This window comes from Pseudomonas fragi, from assembly GCF_900105835.1.
Taxonomy (GTDB): Bacteria; Pseudomonadota; Gammaproteobacteria; order Pseudomonadales; family Pseudomonadaceae; genus Aquipseudomonas; species Aquipseudomonas fragi.
The window spans coordinates 3,757,364-3,778,731 of the sequence record NZ_LT629783.1 but is presented as its reverse complement, the minus strand read 5'-3'; the positions used below and the strand labels follow the sequence as shown (position 1 = coordinate 3,778,731).

General features: G+C 53.8%; 13 protein-coding genes, 4 tRNA genes and 3 rRNA genes. All 20 read right to left on the bottom strand.

All coding sequences use genetic code 11. The features are described from left to right. Positions 1 to 471, bottom strand: a complete 471-nt coding sequence (gene rpsG / locus BLU25_RS17295) for a 30S ribosomal protein S7 (RefSeq protein WP_016779172.1) — start codon at positions 469 to 471, stop codon at positions 1 to 3. A gap of 123 nt (positions 472 to 594) precedes the next feature. Further along, the gene (rpsL, locus tag BLU25_RS17290) at positions 595 to 966 is read right to left on the bottom strand and encodes a 30S ribosomal protein S12 (RefSeq protein WP_002555494.1); all 372 of its coding nucleotides are present in this window, start codon (positions 964 to 966) and stop codon (positions 595 to 597) included. Positions 967 to 1,182: 216 nt separating this feature from the next. Continuing rightward, entirely contained in the window at positions 1,183 to 5,382 is a 4,200-nt protein-coding gene (gene rpoC / locus BLU25_RS17285; protein ID WP_016779171.1) for a DNA-directed RNA polymerase subunit beta', read from the bottom strand. 64 nt (positions 5,383 to 5,446) lie between these two features. Then, positions 5,447 to 9,520: a DNA-directed RNA polymerase subunit beta gene (gene rpoB, locus BLU25_RS17280; protein WP_016779170.1), complete on the bottom strand. Its 4,074-nt coding sequence runs from the start codon at positions 9,518 to 9,520 to the stop codon at positions 5,447 to 5,449. Between the two features lie 219 nt (positions 9,521 to 9,739). After that, positions 9,740 to 10,105, bottom strand: coding sequence for a 50S ribosomal protein L7/L12 (rplL, locus tag BLU25_RS17275; protein ID WP_016779169.1), 366 nt, complete (start codon positions 10,103 to 10,105; stop codon positions 9,740 to 9,742). Positions 10,106 to 10,185: 80 nt separating this feature from the next. After that, positions 10,186 to 10,686: a 50S ribosomal protein L10 gene (gene rplJ / locus BLU25_RS17270; RefSeq protein ID WP_016779168.1), complete on the bottom strand. Its 501-nt coding sequence runs from the start codon at positions 10,684 to 10,686 to the stop codon at positions 10,186 to 10,188. A 197-nt stretch (positions 10,687 to 10,883) separates the two neighbouring features. Further along, positions 10,884 to 11,579 carry a 50S ribosomal protein L1 gene (gene rplA / locus BLU25_RS17265; RefSeq protein WP_016779167.1) on the bottom strand — a complete coding sequence of 232 codons (696 nt, stop codon included), beginning with the start codon at positions 11,577 to 11,579 and terminating at the stop codon, positions 10,884 to 10,886. Then, the gene (gene rplK / locus BLU25_RS17260; protein WP_008008888.1) at positions 11,579 to 12,010 is read right to left on the bottom strand and encodes a 50S ribosomal protein L11; all 432 of its coding nucleotides are present in this window, start codon (positions 12,008 to 12,010) and stop codon (positions 11,579 to 11,581) included. The genes rplA and rplK overlap by 1 nt, the downstream gene beginning before the upstream one ends. A 116-nt stretch (positions 12,011 to 12,126) precedes the next feature. After that, positions 12,127 to 12,660, bottom strand: a complete 534-nt coding sequence (gene nusG, locus BLU25_RS17255) for a transcription termination/antitermination protein NusG (protein WP_003444397.1) — start codon at positions 12,658 to 12,660, stop codon at positions 12,127 to 12,129. 9 nt (positions 12,661 to 12,669) lie between these two features. Then, positions 12,670 to 13,038, bottom strand: a complete 369-nt coding sequence (gene secE, locus BLU25_RS17250; RefSeq protein ID WP_016779165.1) for a preprotein translocase subunit SecE — start codon at positions 13,036 to 13,038, stop codon at positions 12,670 to 12,672. 46 nt (positions 13,039 to 13,084) lie between these two features. Further along, positions 13,085 to 13,160, bottom strand: a tRNA-Trp gene (locus tag BLU25_RS17245). Positions 13,161 to 13,405: 245 nt separating this feature from the next. Next, positions 13,406 to 13,481: transfer RNA gene (locus BLU25_RS17240), tRNA-Thr, on the bottom strand. A 26-nt stretch (positions 13,482 to 13,507) separates the two neighbouring features. Further along, positions 13,508 to 13,581, bottom strand: a tRNA-Gly gene (locus BLU25_RS17235). Positions 13,582 to 13,606: 25 nt separating this feature from the next. Further along, positions 13,607 to 13,691: transfer RNA gene (locus tag BLU25_RS17230), tRNA-Tyr, on the bottom strand. A 110-nt stretch (positions 13,692 to 13,801) separates the two neighbouring features. Then, positions 13,802 to 14,278 carry a hypothetical protein gene (locus BLU25_RS17225; RefSeq protein ID WP_016779164.1) on the bottom strand — a complete coding sequence of 159 codons (477 nt, stop codon included), beginning with the start codon at positions 14,276 to 14,278 and terminating at the stop codon, positions 13,802 to 13,804. Between the two features lie 7 nt (positions 14,279 to 14,285). Further along, positions 14,286 to 15,029 carry a pantothenate kinase gene (locus BLU25_RS17220; protein ID WP_029611191.1) on the bottom strand — a complete coding sequence of 248 codons (744 nt, stop codon included), beginning with the start codon at positions 15,027 to 15,029 and terminating at the stop codon, positions 14,286 to 14,288. Continuing rightward, positions 15,019 to 15,966 carry a bifunctional biotin--[acetyl-CoA-carboxylase] ligase/biotin operon repressor BirA gene (birA, locus tag BLU25_RS17215; RefSeq protein WP_029611190.1) on the bottom strand — a complete coding sequence of 316 codons (948 nt, stop codon included), beginning with the start codon at positions 15,964 to 15,966 and terminating at the stop codon, positions 15,019 to 15,021. Before birA ends, BLU25_RS17220 begins: the two co-directional genes overlap by 11 nt. Positions 15,967 to 16,154: 188 nt before the next feature. Then, a 5S ribosomal RNA gene (gene rrf, locus BLU25_RS17210) occupies positions 16,155 to 16,270 on the bottom strand. A 148-nt stretch (positions 16,271 to 16,418) separates the two neighbouring features. Next, positions 16,419 to 19,312: ribosomal RNA gene (locus BLU25_RS17205) — 23S ribosomal RNA — on the bottom strand. 323 nt (positions 19,313 to 19,635) lie between these two features. Beyond that, positions 19,636 to 21,172 (bottom strand): 16S ribosomal RNA (locus tag BLU25_RS17200). Together the 16S, 23S and 5S rRNA genes form the textbook arrangement of a ribosomal RNA operon. Positions 21,173 to 21,368 lie beyond the last annotated feature (196 nt).

Genomic DNA, 21,368 nt, shown 5'->3' with positions numbered 1-21,368 from the left:
TTAGAAGCGGTAGTGCGAGAAAGCTTTGTTAGCTTCGGCCATACGGTGCACGTCTTCACGCTTCTTAACAGCAGCACCTTTACCTTCGGCAGCGTCCAACAGTTCGCCAGCCAAACGCAGAGCCATAGACTTCTCGCCGCGCTTGCGGGCGAAGTCTACCAACCAGCGCATTGCCAGGGCGTTACGACGGGACGGACGAACTTCGACCGGAACCTGGTAAGTAGCACCGCCTACACGGCGCGACTTCACTTCGACCAGCGGAGCGATGGCGTCGAGAGCTTTCTCGAAGAGTTCCAGGGGATCGCTGTTCTTGCGTTCTTTAACCTTTTCCAGCGCGCCATAAACGATACGCTCGGCAACGGCTTTCTTGCCGCTTTCCATCACGTGGTTCATGAACTTGGCCAGAATTTGGCTTCCGTATTTTGGATCGTCAAGCACTTCGCGCTTGGCTGCTACGCGTCTTCTTGGCATGGATAAGCCCTCAAACGGTCTTCAGGTTAGCTCGGAACCATTACATCTGAAAGATGCAGGTCCGACCTTACTCTTATCGACTCAGAAAAAAAGAAATCTGCATTATTTACCGGAAACCGAAGACTACTTCGGCTTCTTGGTACCGTACTTCGAACGACCTTGGTTACGACCTTTAACGCCGGAAGTATCCAAAGAGCCGCGAACGGTGTGATAACGAACACCTGGCAAGTCTTTTACACGACCGCCACGAATCAGTACCACGCTGTGTTCTTGCAGGTTGTGACCTTCACCACCGATGTACGAGGAAACCTCGAAACCGTTGGTCAGGCGCACACGGCATACTTTACGCAGTGCCGAGTTAGGTTTTTTCGGCGTAGTTGTATACACACGGGTGCATACGCCACGACGTTGCGGGCAGTTTTGCAGCGCAGGTACGTCGGATTTCTCGACGATACGCTTACGCGGCTGACGTACCAGCTGGTTGATAGTTGCCATCTACTAGCTCCACTGTTGTCTTGCGACGCTATTGTCTTGCAAGAAAAGCAAAATGGCAGGAACGAATTCCCGCCAAATTTAGGGGTACAAGAGTCTAAAGAGGATCTTGTCCCCAGTCAAGGCAAGGCCCCGACCTTCCTGCCCATCAAACCCAGACAAAATGTCTCGATTCGATGAACGGAACTGCCGGGGCCTACCCTTCATCTACCGCAGAACTCAGTTACCGCTCGAGTTCAGCGCTTCGGTCAGTGCAGCTTCTACTTCACTGGCGCTTACGCGCAACGGCTTGTCAGCCTCACGGCGGCGCTTGCGCTCGCTGTGGTATGCCAAACCGGTACCTGCCGGGATCAGACGACCCACGACAACGTTTTCTTTCAGGCCGCGCAGGTAATCGCGCTTGCCGGTTACCGCTGCTTCGGTCAGTACGCGGGTGGTCTCTTGGAAAGAGGCCGCGGAGATGAACGATTCAGTCGACAACGACGCCTTGGTGATACCCAGCAGGACGCGAGTGAACTTGGACACGAACTTGTCTTCGTTGCCCAGACGCTCGTTCTCGGTCAGTACCTGCGTCAACTCCATCTGGTCGCCCTTGATGAAGGTGGAATCGCCAGACTCGGCAATTTCAACTTTACGCAACATCTGACGCAAGATGGTCTCGATGTGCTTGTCGTTGATTTTTACGCCTTGCAGACGGTAAACGTCCTGGATCTCGTTAACGATGTACTTGGCCAGCGCACTCACACCCAGCAGACGCAGGATGTCGTGTGGATCGCTAGGACCGTCGGAGATAACTTCGCCGCGGTTCACTTGCTCGCCTTCGAAGACGTTCAGGTGACGCCACTTTGGAATCAGCTCTTCGTACGGATCAGTACCGTCGTTCGGGGTAATAACCAGACGGCGCTTGCCTTTGGTTTCTTTACCGAACGCGATGGTGCCGCTGACTTCAGCCAGAATCGAGGCTTCTTTCGGACGACGCGCTTCGAACAAGTCAGCAACCCGTGGCAGACCACCGGTGATGTCTCGAGTTTTCGAAGTTTCTTGCGGAATACGAGCGATAACGTCACCGATCGCGATTTCCGCACCATCCGCTACACCGACCAGGGCGTTTGCTGGCAGGAAGTACTGAGCAGGTACGTCGGTACCCGGCAACAGCAGATCCTTGCCGTCCACACCTACCATCTTGACGGCTGGACGGATGTCCTTGCCGGCAGCTGGACGGTCTTTGGCGTCAAGTACTTCAATGTTGGTCATACCGGTCAATTCGTCAGTCTGACGCTTGATCGTGATGCCCTCTTCCATGCCCACGTAGGTCACGGTACCTTTCATTTCGGTAACGATTGGGTGAGTGTGCGGATCCCACTTGGCTACGATCGAGCCAGCGTCAACCTTGTCACCTTCTTTAACCGAAATCACGGCGCCGTACGGCAGCTTGTAACGCTCACGCTCACGACCGAAGTCATCAGCGATGGCCAGCTCACCGGAACGCGATACTGCTACCAGGCAGCCATCCACTCGCTCAACGTGCTTCAGGTTGTGCAGACGGACAGTACCGCCATTCTTCACCTGAACGCTGTCAGCAGCGGAGGTCCGGCTTGCCGCACCACCGATGTGGAACGTACGCATGGTCAGCTGTGTACCCGGCTCACCGATCGACTGGGCAGCGATAACGCCGACAGCTTCACCGATGTTCACCTGGTGACCACGAGCCAGATCACGGCCGTAGCACTTGGCGCAGATACCGAAACGGGTTTCGCAGCTGATTGGCGAGCGCACGATCACTTCGTCGATGCTGTTCAGCTCGATGAATTCAACCCACTTCTCGTCAACCAGAGTGCCGGCAGGAACGATAACTTCCTCGGTGCCCGGCTTGAATACGTCACGGGCGATCACTCGACCCAGTACGCGCTCACCCAACGGCTCAACAACGTCGCCGCCTTCGATGTGCGGAGTCATCAGCAGACCGTGTTCGGTGCCGCAGTCGACTTCAGTCACAACCAGGTCTTGCGCAACGTCTACCAGACGACGAGTCAGATAACCGGAGTTAGCTGTCTTCAAGGCGGTATCCGCCAGACCCTTACGAGCACCGTGAGTCGAGATGAAGTACTGAAGTACGCTCAGACCTTCACGGAAGTTCGCAGTAATCGGCGTTTCGATGATGGAACCGTCCGGCTTGGCCATTAGACCACGCATACCGGCCAGCTGACGGATCTGCGCAGCAGAACCCCGTGCGCCGGAGTCGGCCATCATGTACATCGAGTTGAACGACTCTTGCTCAACCTCAACGCCGTGACGGTCGATAACCTTCTCTTTCGAGAGGTTGGACATCATCGCCTTGGACACTTCATCGTTAGCTTTCGACCAAAGGTCGATTACTTTGTTGTACTTCTCGCCCTGGGTTACCAGGCCGGAGGCGTACTGGCTTTCGATTTCTTTCACTTCATCGGTTGCAGCCGCGATGATGCGAGCTTTTTCATCCGGGATAACGAAGTCGTTAACACCGATGGAAACGCCGGAAATAGTCGAGTAAGCAAAACCGGTGTACATCAACTGGTCAGCGAAGATAACGGTCTCTTTCAAACCAACCACGCGGTAGCACTGGTTGATCAGCTTGGAGATCGCCTTTTTCTTCATTGGCAGGTTGACGACGTCGTACGACAGGCCTTTTGGCACAACCTGGAACAACAGCGCACGGCCGACAGTGGTGTCGACGATACGGGTGTTGGTCACGCTGCCGCCGTCACGGTCGTTAACGGTTTCGTTGATACGAACCTTGACCTTGGCGTGCAGAGCGGCTTCGCCGGCACGGAATACGCGGTCTACTTCCTGCAAGTCAGCGAATACACGACCTTCGCCCTTGGCGTTGATCGCTTCACGCGTCATGTAGTACAGACCCAATACAACGTCCTGCGACGGAACGATGATTGGCTCACCGTTGGCTGGCGACAGAATGTTGTTGGTCGACATCATCAACGCACGCGCTTCCAGCTGGGCTTCCAGCGTCAGCGGTACGTGCACGGCCATTTGGTCGCCGTCGAAGTCGGCGTTGTACGCAGCACAGACCAGAGGGTGCAGCTGGATAGCCTTACCTTCGATCAGTACCGGTTCAAACGCCTGGATACCCAGACGGTGAAGGGTCGGTGCACGGTTGAGAAGCACTGGGTGTTCGCGGATAACTTCAGCGAGAACGTCCCACACTTCCGGCAGCTCGCGCTCAACCATCTTCTTGGCAGCTTTGATGGTGGTAGCGAGACCACGCATTTCCAGCTTGCCGAAAATGAACGGCTTGAACAGCTCGAGAGCCATTTTCTTCGGCAGACCGCACTGGTGCAGACGCAGGGTCGGACCTACGGTAATTACCGAACGACCCGAGTAGTCAACACGCTTACCGAGCAAGTTCTGACGGAAACGACCCTGCTTACCCTTGATCATGTCAGCCAGGGATTTCAGAGGACGCTTGTTGGAACCGGTGATAGCGCGACCACGACGGCCGTTGTCGAGCAAGGCGTCGACCGCTTCTTGCAACATACGCTTTTCGTTGCGCACGATGATGTCCGGAGCGGACAGATCAAGCAGGCGCTTCAAGCGGTTGTTACGGTTGATCACTCGACGGTACAGGTCGTTGAGGTCGGAAGTCGCGAAACGACCGCCATCCAACGGTACCAGAGGACGCAGATCTGGCGGCAGAACCGGCAGAACGGTCAGTACCATCCACTCAGGAAGGTTGCCGGAGCCCAGGAAGGCTTCCATCAACTTCAGGCGCTTGGACAGTTTTTTGATCTTGGTTTCGGAGTTGGTTTGCGGAATTTCTTCGCGCAGACGACCAATCTCGTGTTCCAGGTCGATAGCGTGCAGCAGTTCACGGACAGCTTCAGCACCCATGCGGGCATCAAAGTCGTCGCCGAACTCTTCCAGCGCTTCGAAGTACTGCTCATCGTTCAGCAGCTGACCTTTTTCCAGAGTGGTCATGCCCGGATCGATAACGACATAGCTCTCGAAGTAGAGAACGCGTTCGATATCACGCAGGGTCATGTCCATCAGCAAGCCGATACGGGACGGCAGCGATTTCAGGAACCAGATGTGAGCAACCGGCGATGCCAGTTCAATGTGAGCCATACGCTCGCGACGGACCTTGGCCAGTGCGACTTCAACGCCACACTTCTCACAGATCACACCGCGGTGCTTCAAGCGCTTGTACTTACCGCACAGGCACTCGTAATCCTTTACCGGGCCAAAGATTTTGGCGCAGAACAGGCCGTCACGCTCAGGCTTGAACGTACGGTAGTTGATGGTTTCCGGTTTTTTAACTTCACCGAACGACCACGAACGGATCATCTCAGGCGATGCCAATCCAATACGGATGGCGTCGAACTCTTCGACTTGACCCTGGTTTTTCAGCAAATTCAGTAGGTCTTTCAAGGCCTTTCCTCCTGGCGGAGCAGAGAGCGGGCCATACAGCCCCGCTCTCGATTCGCGTCACGTGTTATTCGGTTTCCAGATCGATATCGATGCCGAGGGAACGAATTTCTTTGATCAACACGTTGAAGGACTCGGGCATGCCCGGCTCCATACGGTGATCGCCGTCCACGATGTTTTTGTACATCTTGGTACGACCGTTCACATCGTCCGACTTCACTGTGAGCATTTCTTGCAGAGTGTATGCCGCGCCGTAGGCTTCCAGCGCCCAGACCTCCATCTCCCCGAAACGCTGACCACCGAACTGTGCCTTACCACCCAGCGGCTGCTGGGTAACCAGGCTGTAAGAACCGGTAGAACGAGCGTGCATCTTGTCGTCTACCAAGTGGTTCAGCTTCAGCATGTACATGTAGCCAACGGTAACCGGACGCTCGAACTTGTTGCCGGTACGGCCATCAGTCAGCACCATCTGGCCGCTGTCTGGCAGGTCTGCCAAACGAAGCATTGCCTTGATTTCGCTTTCCTTGGCACCGTCGAACACCGGGGTAGCCATTGGCACACCGCCGCGAAGGTTCTTCGCCAGATCCAGGATTTCCTGATCGGAGAAGTCATCCAGGCTTTCTTGACGACCGCCAATTTCGTTGTAGATCTCATGCAGGAACTTGCGCAGGTCAGCGACCTTGCGTTGTTCTTCAATCATGAGGTTGATCTTCTCGCCCAGACCTTTGGCTGCGAGGCCCAGGTGAGTTTCGAGAATCTGACCAACGTTCATACGCGAAGGTACGCCCAACGGGTTGAGGACCACATCCACCGGGGTGCCATTGGCATCGTACGGCATGTCTTCAACCGGCATGATCACGGAGACCACACCTTTGTTACCGTGACGACCAGCCATCTTGTCACCCGGCTGGATGCGACGGCGGATTGCCAGGTAAACCTTGACGATTTTCAGCACGCCTGGAGCCAGGTCATCGCCCTGCTGCAGTTTGCGCTTCTTGTCTTCGAACTTGTCGTCCAGCAGACGACGGCGATCGATGATGTAGGCCTGAGCTTTTTCAAGCTGCTCGTTCAGAGCATCTTCAGCCATACGCAGCTTGAACCACTGACCATGCTCAAGACCGTCCAGGATTTCATTGGTGATTTCCTGACCTTTCTTCAGACCGGCACCGCCTTCGGCAATGCGGCCAACCAGAGCAGAGCGCAGACGTTCGAAGGTAGCGCCTTCAACGATACGGAACTCTTCGTTCAGATCCTTGCGGATCTCGTCCAGCTGGGTCTTCTCGATCGACAGTGCACGAGCATCACGCTCAACGCCGTCACGGGTGAAGACCTGCACGTCGATAACAGTACCTTTGGTACCGGTAGGTACACGCAGGGAAGTGTCTTTAACGTCGCTGGCTTTTTCACCGAAGATTGCACGCAACAGCTTCTCTTCCGGAGTCAGCTGGGTCTCGCCTTTCGGAGTGACCTTACCGACCAGAATGTCGCCAGCGCCAACTTCAGCACCTACGTAAACGATACCGGCTTCGTCCAGTTTGTTCAGTGCAGCTTCACCCACGTTCGGGATGTCTGCAGTGATCTCTTCAGGCCCAAGCTTGGTGTCACGTGCCACACAGGTCAGTTCCTGGATGTGGATCGTGGTAAAGCGATCTTCTTGAACAACTCGTTCCGACAGGCAGATGGAGTCTTCGAAGTTGTAACCGTTCCAGGCCATGAACGCGATGCGCATGTTCTGACCCAACGCCAGCTCACCCATATCGGTGGACGGGCCGTCAGCCATGATGTCGCTGCGCTGTACACGGTCACCCTTGCGAACCAGCGGACGCTGGTTGATGCAAGTGTTCTGGTTGGAGCGGGTGTATTTGGTCAGGTTGTAGATGTCGACACCGGCTTCGCCAGTTTCAACTTCATCATCAGCAACGCGAACAACGATACGGCTGGCATCAACAGAGTCGATCACGCCGCCACGACGAGCCACGACGCAAACGCCGGAGTCACGAGCTACGTTACGCTCCATGCCGGTACCTACCAGCGGCTTGTCAGCGCGCAGGGTCGGTACAGCTTGACGCTGCATGTTGGAACCCATCAACGCACGGTTGGCGTCATCGTGTTCCAGGAACGGGATCAGCGACGCTGCAACCGAAACAACCTGCTTCGGCGAAACGTCCATCAAGGTGACGTCTTCCGGCGCCTTAACGGTGAATTCGTTCAAGTGACGAACAGCTACCAGCTCGTCGATCAGCACTTTCTTGTCGTTCATCGTGGCCGAAGCCTGAGCGATCACGTGATCAGCTTCTTCGATGGCGGACAGGAAAACGATCTCGTCGGTCACCAGTGCGTCTTTCACCACACGGTACGGGCTCTCGAGGAAGCCGTACTGGTTGGTGCGCGCATAGGCAGCCAGGGAGTTGATCAGACCAATGTTCGGACCTTCCGGTGTCTCAATCGGGCATACACGGCCGTAGTGAGTCGGGTGTACGTCACGAACTTCAAAGCCGGCACGCTCACGCGTCAGACCGCCCGGGCCCAGTGCAGAAACACGGCGCTTGTGGGTGATCTCGGACAGCGGGTTGTTCTGGTCCATGAACTGGGACAGCTGGCTCGAACCGAAGAACTCTTTCACCGCCGCAGCCACTGGCTTGGCGTTGATCAGGTCTTGCGGCATCAGGCCTTCGCTTTCAGCCATCGACAGACGCTCTTTGACCGCACGCTCAACACGTACCAGGCCAACGCGGAACTGGTTTTCAGCCATTTCGCCTACGCAGCGAACACGACGGTTACCCAGGTGGTCGATGTCATCGACGATGCCTTTACCGTTACGGATGTCGACCAGGGTCTTCAGCACGGCAACGATGTCTTCTTTGCACAACACGCCCGAACCTTCGATCTCGGTACGACCGATACGACGGTTGAACTTCATCCGGCCGACCGCAGACAGGTCATAGCGCTCAGGGCTGAAGAACAGGTTGTTGAACAGAGTCTCGGCAGCGTCTTTGGTTGGCGGCTCGCCTGGACGCATCATGCGATAGATTTCGACCAGCGCTTCCAGTTGGTTGCTGGTGGAATCGATCTTCAGCGTGTCGGAGACGAACGGACCGCAGTCGATATCGTTGGTGTACAACGTCTCGATACGGACAACCTGACCCTTGGCAACTTTTGCCAGGATTTCAGTGGTCAGCTCGGTGTTGCACTCAGCAATGATTTCGCCGGTAGCCGGATGCACGATAGCCTTGGCCGTTGTGCGACCCAGGACATAGTCCAGAGGCATAACGAGCTCTTTGACACCGGCTTTTTCCAGCTGGTTGATATGACGAGCAGTGATACGACGACCCTGCTCAACAATCACCTTGCCTTTGTCATCGGTAATGTCGATGGCCGCGATTTCACCGCGCAGACGCTGTGGAACCAGCTCCAGGCTGATGCTTTCACCTTGAACGTGGAACACGTTGGTGGTGTAGAACGCGTCCAGCACTTGCTCAGTGGTATAACCCAGCGCGCGCAGCAATACCGATGCAGGCAGCTTGCGACGACGGTCAATACGCACGAACACGCAGTCTTTCGGGTCGAACTCGAAGTCCAACCACGAACCACGGTAAGGAATGATACGCGCGGAATAAAGCAGCTTACCGGAGCTGTGCGTCTTGCCGCGGTCGTGGTCAAAGAACACGCCCGGGGAACGGTGCAGCTGGGAAACAATTACACGCTCGGTACCGTTGATTACGAAGGTACCGTTTTCAGTCATCAGGGGGATTTCACCCATGTAGACTTCTTGCTCTTTGATGTCCTTGATCGCTTTGTTCGACGATTCTTTGTCGAAAATGATCAAACGAACTTTTACCCGCAAAGGTACGGCGTACGTTACGCCACGCAACACGCATTCTTTGACATCAAATGCCGGCTCGCCCAAGCGATAACCGACGTACTCCAGCGCAGCATTGCCGGAGTAGCTGATGATCGGGAAAACGGATTTGAAGGCCGCATGCAGGCCCACGTCGCGGAACTGATCTTTAGTCGCTCCCGCCTGCAAGAATTCACGATACGAATCCAGCTGGATTGCCAGAAGGTACGGCACATCCATGACGTCCGGCAACTTGCTAAAGTCCTTGCGGATACGTTTTTTCTCAGTATATGAGTAAGCCATCAGCGTTCCCCAGCTTGGTCACCTGCTTGTTTGGCCTCTCCCGACGGGAGCAGCCAGAAAATCGTGCAAACCCCTTGGTTTGCTCCACCGCACAGGGTGGTTACAGCACGTTAAAGGCACCAACCTAGTCGGCTGCCAATAACGGAAAAAGGCCGGTGGCAAGAGCCACCAGCCATCAGCCTCAGCTTAACGCTTGGGCTGGAGACGCAAGGTCGATGCTTACTTCAGCTCGACTTTAGCGCCTGCTTCTTCCAAGGTAGCCTTGGCTTTGTCAGCTGCTTCTTTAGCAACAGCTTCCAGGACCATAGCTGGAGCGCCGTCAACTACTGCCTTGGCTTCTTTCAAGCCCAGACCAGTCAGTTCACGAACAGCCTTGATCACGTTAACTTTCTTCTCGCCAGCTTCCAGCAGCATAACGTTGAATTCAGTTTGCTCTTCAACAACAGCAGCGGCAGCAGCAGGACCAGCAGAAGCAGCAGCAGCAGAAACGCCGAACTTCTCTTCCATTGCTTTGATCAGTTCAACGATTTCCAGAACGGATTTTTCGCCGATTGCTTCGATGATTTGGTCGTTAGTCAGAGACATGACTATAAATTCCTGTATTGGGGTGACAGCCTACGCGGCCATCGAAATAAACAATAAACGCTGAAAGGAGTAGCCGAGCCTTAGGCTGCAGCAGCTTCTTTCTGGTCGCGAAGTGCCGCCAGAGTACGAGCCAATTTGCTGGTAGCGCCTTGAATCACGCTCATCAGCTGAGAAATTGCTTCGTCACGGGTCGGCAGACTTGCCAGTACGTCGATCTGATTAGCTGCGAGGAACTTGCCCTCGAACGCAGCTGCCTTGATCTCGAACTTATCCTGACCTTTTGCGAACTCTTTGAAGATACGAGCAGCAGCGCCCGGATGTTCTTGCGAGAAAGCAATCAAGGTCGGGCCAGTGAACACGTCGTTGAGAACACTGTATTCAGTGTCAGCAACAGCGCGCTTGAGCAGGGTGTTACGTACAACACGTACGTAAACGCCAGCTTCACGAGCCTCTTTACGGAGTCCGGTCATAGCGCCTACTGTCACACCGCGGGCATCAGCCACAACAGCGGACAGGGCAACTTTGGCAGCCTCGTTGACTTCAGCGACGATGGCCTTCTTGTCTTCGAGTTTAATTGCCACGGGTTTAACTCCTGCTTGTTACCGTTTCATCTGGCCGAGGCCCGATGTCGTTTTGGTGTCTGATTCGGTAAGGAACCGGGAGCACCATCTGCGTAGGCTTGAGGTTTAAGACTTGCGTCGCCTACGGTCTTGGATAGCCCCCGCCAGGCAGGGACCCCAATCTTTCAATTGGCGCATTTGACTGCGCCAATGTTGTCTTACGCGTCCAGGGAACCCTGGTCGATGACCAGGCCCGGGCCCATAGTGGTGCTCAGGGTTACGCGCTTAACATAAATACCTTTCGAAGAAGCTGGCTTGATACGCTTCAGATCAGCGATCAGGGCTTCAACGTTTTCCTTCAGCTGAACGGCGTCGAAGCCGATCTTGCCAACGGAAGTGTGGATGATACCGTTTTTGTCGGTGCGATAACGAACCTGACCAGCCTTCGCGTTCTTAACAGCGGTGGCTACGTCTGGAGTTACAGTACCAACCTTAGGGTTAGGCATCAGGCCGCGTGGGCCCAGGATCTGACCCAACTGACCAACAACACGCATTGCGTCCGGGGATGCAATAACTACGTCGTAGTTCAGGTCGCCGCCTTTCATTTCGGCAGCCAGGTCGTCCATACCAACGCGATCAGCGCCAGCAGCCAGAGCAGCTTCAGCAGCTGGACCCTGAGTGAACACAGCTACACGTACAGTCTTGCCAGTGCCGTGTGGCAGCACAGTAGCGCTACGAACAACCTGGTCAGATTTACGTGGGTCTACGCCCAGGTTAACGGCGATGTCAAACGACTCGCTGAATTTTACAGTCGACAGCTCAGCCAGCAAAGCAGCAGCGTCTACAAAATTGTAAGACTTGCCAGCTTCGATTTTACCGGCGATTGCCTTTTGACGCTTGGTCAGCTTAGCCATTACACACCCTCCACGTTAAGGCCCATGCTACGAGCAGAACCGGCGATAGTACGCACGGCTGCTTCCATATCAGCTGCAGTCAGATCCGCGTTTTTGGTTTTCGCGATTTCTTCCAGCTGAGCACGAGTTACAGTGCCAACCTTAACGGTGTTTGGACGAGCGGAACCGCTAGTCAGACCAGCAGCCTTCTTCAGCAGAACCGAAGCAGGGGTCGACTTGGTTTCGAACGTGAAGCTACGGTCGCTGTATACAGTGATGATCACTGGAGTCGGCAGGCCTGGCTCAATACCCTGAGTACGGGCGTTGAAAGCTTTGCAGAATTCCATGATGTTCACGCCGTGCTGACCCAGAGCCGGGCCAACAGGTGGGCTTGGGTTGGCCTGAGCGGCCTTCACTTGCAGCTTGATGTAAGCGGTAATCTTCTTAGCCATGAGGCACTCCAATTACGGGTTCAATCGCCTAAAGAGGCTCCCCGGTTACTTGCGCGTTTATCCCAGTGACGACAAAACCCCACAGCCGAAGCCATGGGGTTGGGATTCGTGTTTAACTAGACCTTTTCGACCTGGCTAAACTCTAGCTCTACCGGAGTAGAGCGACCGAAAATGAGCACCGCCACTTGAATGCGGCTCTTTTCGTAGTTAACTTCTTCAACCGTGCCGTTAAAGTCGGCAAACGGACCGTCGGTAACACGGACAACTTCGCCCGGCTCGAACAGTGTTTTCGGCTTGGGCTTGTCGCTGCCATCGGCTACGCGACGCAGAATTGCTTCTGCTTCTTTATCAGTGATCGGTGCCGGTTTATCAGCAGTACCACCAATGAAGCCCATGACGCGCGGAGTGTCCTTGACCAAGTGCCAAGTCCCTTCGCTCATGTCCATTTGAACCAGCACATAACCAGGGAAGAATTTGCGCTCGCTTTTGCGTTTCTGGCCATTACGCATTTCAACCACTTCTTCAGTGGGAACCAGAATTTCGCCGAAGCCTTCTTCCATGCCTGCCAGCTTAATACGCTCTATCAGAGAGCGCATAACATGCTTTTCGTAACCCGAATAAGCATGCACTACGTACCAACGCTTAGCCACGGGACACCCTTAGCCAACAATCAAGGAAACGAGCCAGCCGAGCAGGGAATCTAAACCCCACAACAGCAACGCCATAACAAGAACAACAGCCACCACGATCAACGTGGTCTGCGTAGTTTCTTGGCGAGTTGGCCATACGACTTTACGAATCTCAGTACGAGCTTCCTTTACCAGGACAGCGAACGACTTGCCTTTTGCCGTCTGCAAGCCCACATAGGCAGCAACAGCAGCAATCACAAGAAGTGCAATGACGCGATACAGGATCGGCGAACCAGAATAATACTGATTCCCAACAACGCCAACCACCACAAGAGCAACCACTACAAGCCACTTGAGGAGATCGAAGCGAGAGCCTTGAACTTCAGCCTTGGGAGTCATCTAAGAGGATCCTGTGAAAAGAAAGCCAGACGCAGTGAGGCGAATCTGGCAGGTCAGGAGGGAATCGAACCCCCAACCTACGGTTTTGGAGACCGTCGCTCTGCCAATTGAGCTACTGACCTAAAACATTATCGAGCCGCCGATTATGCCGACCCGAGAGAGACTTTTCAACCATCAATGCAATTACTTTTGCCGACAACCCAAAAACAGATCAATCAACACTGCAGGAAGCTGTATGCAAGCGACCCACGACAGCAATTACGAACCGGAGCAGCAGCACCAGAATCGGCACCACCAGCAAACACCCCAGACAAGCTATTAAGCCTGTTAAAACAAAGGCAGATATTTTCATATCTGCCTTGTTATATGGAGCTCTTGAGCGGATTTGAACCGCTGACCTCACCCTTACCAAGGGTGTGCTCTACCAACTGAGCTACAAGAGCAAAACACGTTGCGAAAACAGCTAGACTGGAGCGGGTGGCGGGAATCGAACCCGCATCATTAGCTTGGAAGGCTAAGGTTCTACCACTAAACTACACCCGCAAATCTTGCTGCTCTAGCTTGAATATGGTGGAGGGGGAAGGATTCGAACCTTCGAAGTCGTAGACGTCAGATTTACAGTCTGATCCCTTTGGCCGCTCGGGAACCCCTCCTGAGCTGGCTAGAATTCTACATCATTCTAACCTGGTGTCAACCACTTTCTTCAATTAAATCAGGAAGTTAGCAACTTGACTCGCTTCACACCTAGTAGCCTGTTTGGCGTTCACTGTGGAGCGGGCGCCATTCTATGCAAACTATCGGGTACCTGCAAGCCCTCACAGCGCATTTTTTTGTATTTTAAGCCATTGAATTCATTAACAAGGTTCTGCAAAAGCATTTCACTCGCCGCAGGAGTGGCTTGCGGGCCAATCCTGAGGGCGTAGCCCGGCATTTCAGGCTGCTGCGCTTCAACTTGCACAGACTGCACCCCCATATCAGATAACCTGCGCTGCAGGCTGTGCAGCTGTTCTTCAGTTGGTAAATTGGCGAGCAACAGGCATTGCGCACCCTGCTCCTGAACAACAGGGGATGTAGTCTCACCAACTGCAGGTCGCGCCTCGCTAAGCAGGCGTATACCCTGGTGACTGCCCTTGTACAAAGACAAGGAAACCACTTCTTTGGCCCTCAGCGGCGCCTCTTGCTGATGCCATATGTAATAAAAGACATTCAGAACAACCAGCAGCAGAAACAGCCAACGCATAGAAACCTCAAGGAAGGGGACACACTACCGCCAAACCGACAAATACCAGGTCTTGCACCACGCGAGCGTCTGGAACCATATCCCTCACCAGGCTTGCGTCACCTCCGGTCAGGAAAACCTCAAAATCCTCCCCCCAGTACTCGCGCGCCAATTCCAGCTGGGTCAGCACAAAGCCCCGCATCATCAGCAAGCAGCCGCGCTCCACCGCCTCGACTGTCGTTCGCCCAGGTTTACGCTGGAGCAACGCCTGCTCGGCAGACAGGTCGTCATACCTGATACGTCGGGTATGGGTACGCAGTTGATCGCGCATCAAGGGCATGCCCGGGCAAATAAACCCGCCCAGGTGCTGACCATCAGCCGCAACGAAGTCCGCCGTTACCGCCGTGCCGAAATCCAGTACCAGGCACGCACTCTTGGCCAGTTCAAAAGCGCCTACGACTGCAAGCCAGCGATCGAGCCCCAAACGGGCAAATTCTTCATAACCGTTGCTGACACCAGCCACACTTCTTGCAGGTTGTGCGCACTGCGCAACAACCCCGAAGGTCGTGATGATGGAGGCGACCAGGCTCGATGTCTCATCATCACTGCGCACACTCACCAAGCGGCAGTGGGTTATGTCCAACCCTGGAATGGCCAATACCGCGGCCAGCAGCGCAGCATCAGAGTCGACCACACCACCGCCTACAGCCACTCCAGCGTCAAGGGCGCGCCACTTTATAAAACTGTTGCCACAGTCCATCTCAAGAATCATGGCGCAACCTCAAGCTCAGCTCACCACCGCTATACACTTTTTCTTCACCATTGACTCTCATGCGCAGTGCGCCCTGCTGATCAATCCCCAGGACAGTGCCATCTACCTGATGCACGCCAGCTATCAGGGATACTTCACGCCCCTGCCACAAATGATTTTGCTCCCACTGCGCCTGTATCGCCGAGAAACCCTCGGTAGCATGGCGCTTGAGATACTCAAGCAGGCTATCGTTGAGCCTGGTAATCAGTGCATTGCGGTTTACCAGATGACCTGACTCAAGATATACCGAGGTCCAGGCCTGATCGACCTCGCTGGCCAGGCGCATATTGACGTTAATGCCGATACCCAGCACCACATGGCATACATCCGCCGGGTCCCCGACCAGCTCAAGCAAGATGCCGGCAATTTTCTTGTTGCCCACCAGCACGTCATTCGGCCATTTGAGGCCTGCATCGGTGATACCGACACCCCGAAGCGCGCTCAACACTGCCAGGCCAACCACAAGGCTAAGCCCCTCAAGCTGACGCATCCCCCCGTCCATGCGCAGGACCAGGCTGTAGTAGATATTTTCTGCGAATGGGCTGACCCATTTGCGGCCTCTGCGTCCACGACCGGCCGTTTGCCGCTCCGCCGTGACCACAAACGGCGCCGCAGCCCCACGGTCAATCGCGCGCAATGCCTCGGCATTGGTGGAATCGAGTGAATGATGAATCAAGACAGGCCAGGGACTGGAGTCCAACTGCTCCTGCTCAAGAAGCTCAAGCGGTGTAGCCAACTGATAGCCACGACCACGAACTTTATGAATCGACAGGTTCAGATCCGCTTCCAGGTGCTGCAGCTGCTTCCACACAGCACTGCGACTAACGCCAAGTGCTGCGCCAAGCGCTTGCCCTGAATGGAATCGACCATCTTTGAGGAGTTTCAACAACGTCAGCATGCAAGTATCGCCTCACAATGAGGCACGCATAATAGCCATGAGCGGAGCCATTGCATAGAAACCCCGAGTCACCACAAGCCAGAACGCGCACTCAATGACGTTAACAAGAAAGGGCCGCTGCCCAAAATTTTCTGCGCACAAAAACAAACCCCCTGTCTGCGTTAGCAGACAGGGGGTTTGGAATTTAATCTTGACGATGACCTACTCTCACATGGGGAAACCCCACACTACCATCGGCGATGCATCGTTTCACTACTGAGTTCGGGATGGGATCAGGTGGTTCCAATGCTCTATGGTCGTCAAGAAATTCGGTAGCCAGGTCGTTTGCCTTACGGCGCACGCTCCAGCGAATGGGTATGTAATAGATTTGGTGTTTTGTGAACCGCAAACTTTCGGTTTGTATCGTCTTCACACACCGCAACTTGCTTCTAAGCAAATTGCTTGGGTGTTATATGGTCAAGCCTCACGGGCAATTAGTATTGGTTAGCTCAACGCCTCACAGCGCTTACACACCCAACCTATCAACGTCGTAGTCTTCGACGGCCCTTTAGGGAACTCAAGGTTCCAGTGAGATCTCATCTTGAGGCAAGTTTCCCGCTTAGATGCTTTCAGCGGTTATCTTTCCCGAACATAGCTACCCGGCAATGCCACTGGCGTGACAACCGGAACACCAGAGGTTCGTCCACTCCGGTCCTCTCGTACTAGGAGCAGCCCCTCTCAAATCTCAAACGTCCACGGCAGATAGGGACCGAACTGTCTCACGACGTTCTAAACCCAGCTCGCGTACCACTTTAAATGGCGAACAGCCATACCCTTGGGACCGGCTTCAGCCCCAGGATGTGATGAGCCGACATCGAGGTGCCAAACACCGCCGTCGATATGAACTCTTGGGCGGTATCAGCCTGTTATCCCCGGAGTACCTTTTATCCGTTGAGCGATGGCCCTTCCATACAGAACCACCGGATCACTAAGACCTACTTTCGTACCTGCTCGACGTGTCTGTCTCGCAGTCAAGCGCGCTTTTGCCTTTATACTCTACGACCGATTTCCGACCGGTCTGAGCGCACCTTCGTACTCCTCCGTTACTCTTTAGGAGGAGACCGCCCCAGTCAAACTACCCACCATACACTGTCCTCGATCCGGATAACGGACCTGAGTTAGAACCTCAAAGTTGCCAGGGTGGTATTTCAAGGTTGGCTCCACGCAAACTGGCGTTCACGCTTCAAAGCCTCCCACCTATCCTACACAAGCAAATTCAAAGTCCAGTGCAAAGCTATAGTAAAGGTTCACGGGGTCTTTCCGTCTAGCCGCGGATACACTGCATCTTCACAGCGATTTCAATTTCACTGAGTCTCGGGTGGAGACAGCGCCGCCATCGTTACGCCATTCGTGCAGGTCGGAACTTACCCGACAAGGAATTTCGCTACCTTAGGACCGTTATAGTTACGGCCGCCGTTTACCGGGGCTTCGATCAAGAGCTTCGCGTTAGCTAACCCCATCAATTAACCTTCCGGCACCGGGCAGGCGTCACACCCTATACGTCCACTTTCGTGTTTGCAGAGTGCTGTGTTTTTAATAAACAGTCGCAGCGGCCTGGTATCTTCGACCGACAGGGGCTTACGCAGTAAATGCTTCACCTCCATCGGCGCACCTTCTCCCGAAGTTACGGTGCCATTTTGCCTAGTTCCTTCACCCGAGTTCTCTCAAGCGCCTTGGTATTCTCTACCCAACCACCTGTGTCGGTTTGGGGTACGGTTCCTGGTTACCTGAAGCTTAGAAGCTTTTCTTGGAAGCATGGCATCAACCACTTCGTGTTCTAAAAGAACACTCGTCATCAGCTCTCGGCCTTAGAATCCCGGATTTACCTAAGATTCCAGCCTACCACCTTAAACTTGGACAACCAACGCCAAGCTGGCCTAGCCTTCTCCGTCCCTCCATCGCAATAACCAGAAGTACAGGAATATTAACCTGTTTTCCATCGACTACGCTTTTCAGCCTCGCCTTAGGGACCGACTAACCCTGCGTCGATTAACGTTGCGCAGGAAACCTTGGTCTTTCGGCGTGGGTGTTTTTCACACCCATTATCGTTACTCATGTCAGCATTCGCACTTCTGATACCTCCAGCAAGCTTCTCAACTCACCTTCACAGGCTTACAGAACGCTCCTCTACCGCATCATCCTAAGATGATACCCGTAGCTTCGGTGTATGGTTTGAGCCCCGTTAAATCTTCCGCGCAGGCCGACTCGACTAGTGAGCTATTACGCTTTCTTTAAAGGGTGGCTGCTTCTAAGCCAACCTCCTAGCTGTCTAAGCCTTCCCACATCGTTTCCCACTTAACCATAACTTTGGGACCTTAGCTGACGGTCTGGGTTGTTTCCCTTTTCACGACGGACGTTAGCACCCGCCGTGTGTCTCCCATGCTCGGCACTTGTAGGTATTCGGAGTTTGCATCGGTTTGGTAAGCCGGGATGGCCCCCTAGCCGAAACAGTGCTCTACCCCCTACAGTGATACATGAGGCGCTACCTAAATAGCTTTCGAGGAGAACCAGCTATCTCCGAGCTTGATTAGCCTTTCACTCCGATCCACAGGTCATCCGCTAACTTTTCAACGGTAGTCGGTTCGGTCCTCCAGTTAGTGTTACCCAACCTTCAACCTGCCCATGGATAGATCGCCCGGTTTCGGGTCTATTCCCAGCGACTAGACGCCCTATTAAGACTCGCTTTCGCTACGCCTCCCCTATTCGGTTAAGCTTGCCACTGAAAATAAGTCGCTGACCCATTATACAAAAGGTACGCAGTCACCCAACAAAGTGGGCTCCCACTGCTTGTACGCATACGGTTTCAGGATCTATTTCACTCCCCTCTCCGGGGTTCTTTTCGCCTTTCCCTCACGGTACTAGTTCACTATCGGTCAGTCAGTAGTATTTAGCCTTGGAGGATGGTCCCCCCATATTCAGACAAAGTTTCTCGTGCTCCGTCCTACTCGATTTCACTGCAAAGATGTTTTCGCGTACAGGGCTATCACCCACTATGGCCGCACTTTCCAGAGCGTTCCGCTAACATCAATACAGCTTAAGGGCTGGTCCCCGTTCGCTCGCCACTACTAAGGGAATCTCGGTTGATTTCTTTTCCTCAGGGTACTTAGATGTTTCAGTTCCCCTGGTTCGCTTCTTAAGCCTATGTATTCAGCTTAAGATACCTAACTTATGTTAGGTGGGTTCCCCCATTCAGACATCTCCGGATCAAAGTCTGTTTGCCGACTCCCCGAAGCTTTTCGCAGGCTACCACGTCTTTCATCGCCTCTGACTGCCAAGGCATCCACCGTATGCGCTTCTTCACTTGACCATATAACCCCAAGCAATCTGGTTATACTATGAAGACGACATTCGCCGAAAATTCGCCGCTCAATTAAGAGCAATCACAAATTTTACCTTAGCCTGAATAAACACCAGTGAAAGTGCTATCCAGTCTAACTTTCTATTACATACCCAAATTTTTAAAGAACGATCTAATCAAAAGATCAGAAATCAACATTCACCATCATCTGATGGAATGCTCATTTCTAAGCTTTACGACAGACAAACCGCAGATCAACTCTGCAGTTCTCGTCTTCTACAATGAATCAAGCAATTCGTGTGGGAACTTATGGAGCAGCTGATGTCGTCGATTAAGGAGGTGATCCAGCCGCAGGTTCCCCTACGGCTACCTTGTTACGACTTCACCCCAGTCATGAATCACACCGTGGTAACCGTCCTCCCGAAGGTTAGACTAGCTACTTCTGGTGCAACCCACTCCCATGGTGTGACGGGCGGTGTGTACAAGGCCCGGGAACGTATTCACCGTGACATTCTGATTCACGATTACTAGCGATTCCGACTTCACGCAGTCGAGTTGCAGACTGCGATCCGGACTACGATCGGTTTTATGGGATTAGCTCCACCTCGCGGCTTGGCAACCCTTTGTACCGACCATTGTAGCACGTGTGTAGCCCAGGCCGTAAGGGCCATGATGACTTGACGTCATCCCCACCTTCCTCCGGTTTGTCACCGGCAGTCTCCTTAGAGTGCCCACCATTACGTGCTGGTAACTAAGGACAAGGGTTGCGCTCGTTACGGGACTTAACCCAACATCTCACGACACGAGCTGACGACAGCCATGCAGCACCTGTCTCAATGTTCCCGAAGGCACCAATCTATCTCTAGAAAGTTCATTGGATGTCAAGGCCTGGTAAGGTTCTTCGCGTTGCTTCGAATTAAACCACATGCTCCACCGCTTGTGCGGGCCCCCGTCAATTCATTTGAGTTTTAACCTTGCGGCCGTACTCCCCAGGCGGTCAACTTAATGCGTTAGCTGCGCCACTAAGAGTTCAAGACTCCCAACGGCTAGTTGACATCGTTTACGGCGTGGACTACCAGGGTATCTAATCCTGTTTGCTCCCCACGCTTTCGCACCTCAGTGTCAGTATCAGTCCAGGTAGTCGCCTTCGCCACTGGTGTTCCTTCCTATATCTACGCATTTCACCGCTACACAGGAAATTCCACTACCCTCTACCATACTCTAGCTTGCCAGTTTTGGATGCAGTTCCCAGGTTGAGCCCGGGGATTTCACATCCAACTTAACAAACCACCTACGCGCGCTTTACGCCCAGTAATTCCGATTAACGCTTGCACCCTCTGTATTACCGCGGCTGCTGGCACAGAGTTAGCCGGTGCTTATTCTGTCGGTAACGTCAAGACACCAACGTATTAGGTTAATGCCCTTCCTCCCAACTTAAAGTGCTTTACAATCCGAAGACCTTCTTCACACACGCGGCATGGCTGGATCAGGCTTTCGCCCATTGTCCAATATTCCCCACTGCTGCCTCCCGTAGGAGTCTGGACCGTGTCTCAGTTCCAGTGTGACTGATCATCCTCTCAGACCAGTTACGGATCGTAGCCTTGGTGAGCCATTACCTCACCAACTAGCTAATCCGACCTAGGCTCATCTGATAGCGCAAGGCCCGAAGGTCCCCTGCTTTCTCCCGTAGGACGTATGCGGTATTAGCGTCCGTTTCCGAACGTTATCCCCCACTATCAGGCAGATTCCTAGGTATTACTCACCCGTCCGCCGCTCTCAAGAGAAGCAAGCTTCTCTCTACCGCTCGACTTGCATGTGTTAGGCCTGCCGCCAGCGTTCAATCTGAGCCATGATCAAACTCTTCAGTTCAAACATCTTTGGGTTTTTAAGAAACCCTAAACTTGGCTCAGCAATCGTTGGTTACATCTTTGATTTCTCGCGGAGTAACTTGTGATGCTGATAATCTTGTTGACTATCAGTCTGACTCCACAAGCACCCACACGAATTGCTTGATTCAGTTGTTAAAGAGCGGTTGGTTTAGCTTTCGCTGTACAGAGGCGCGCAT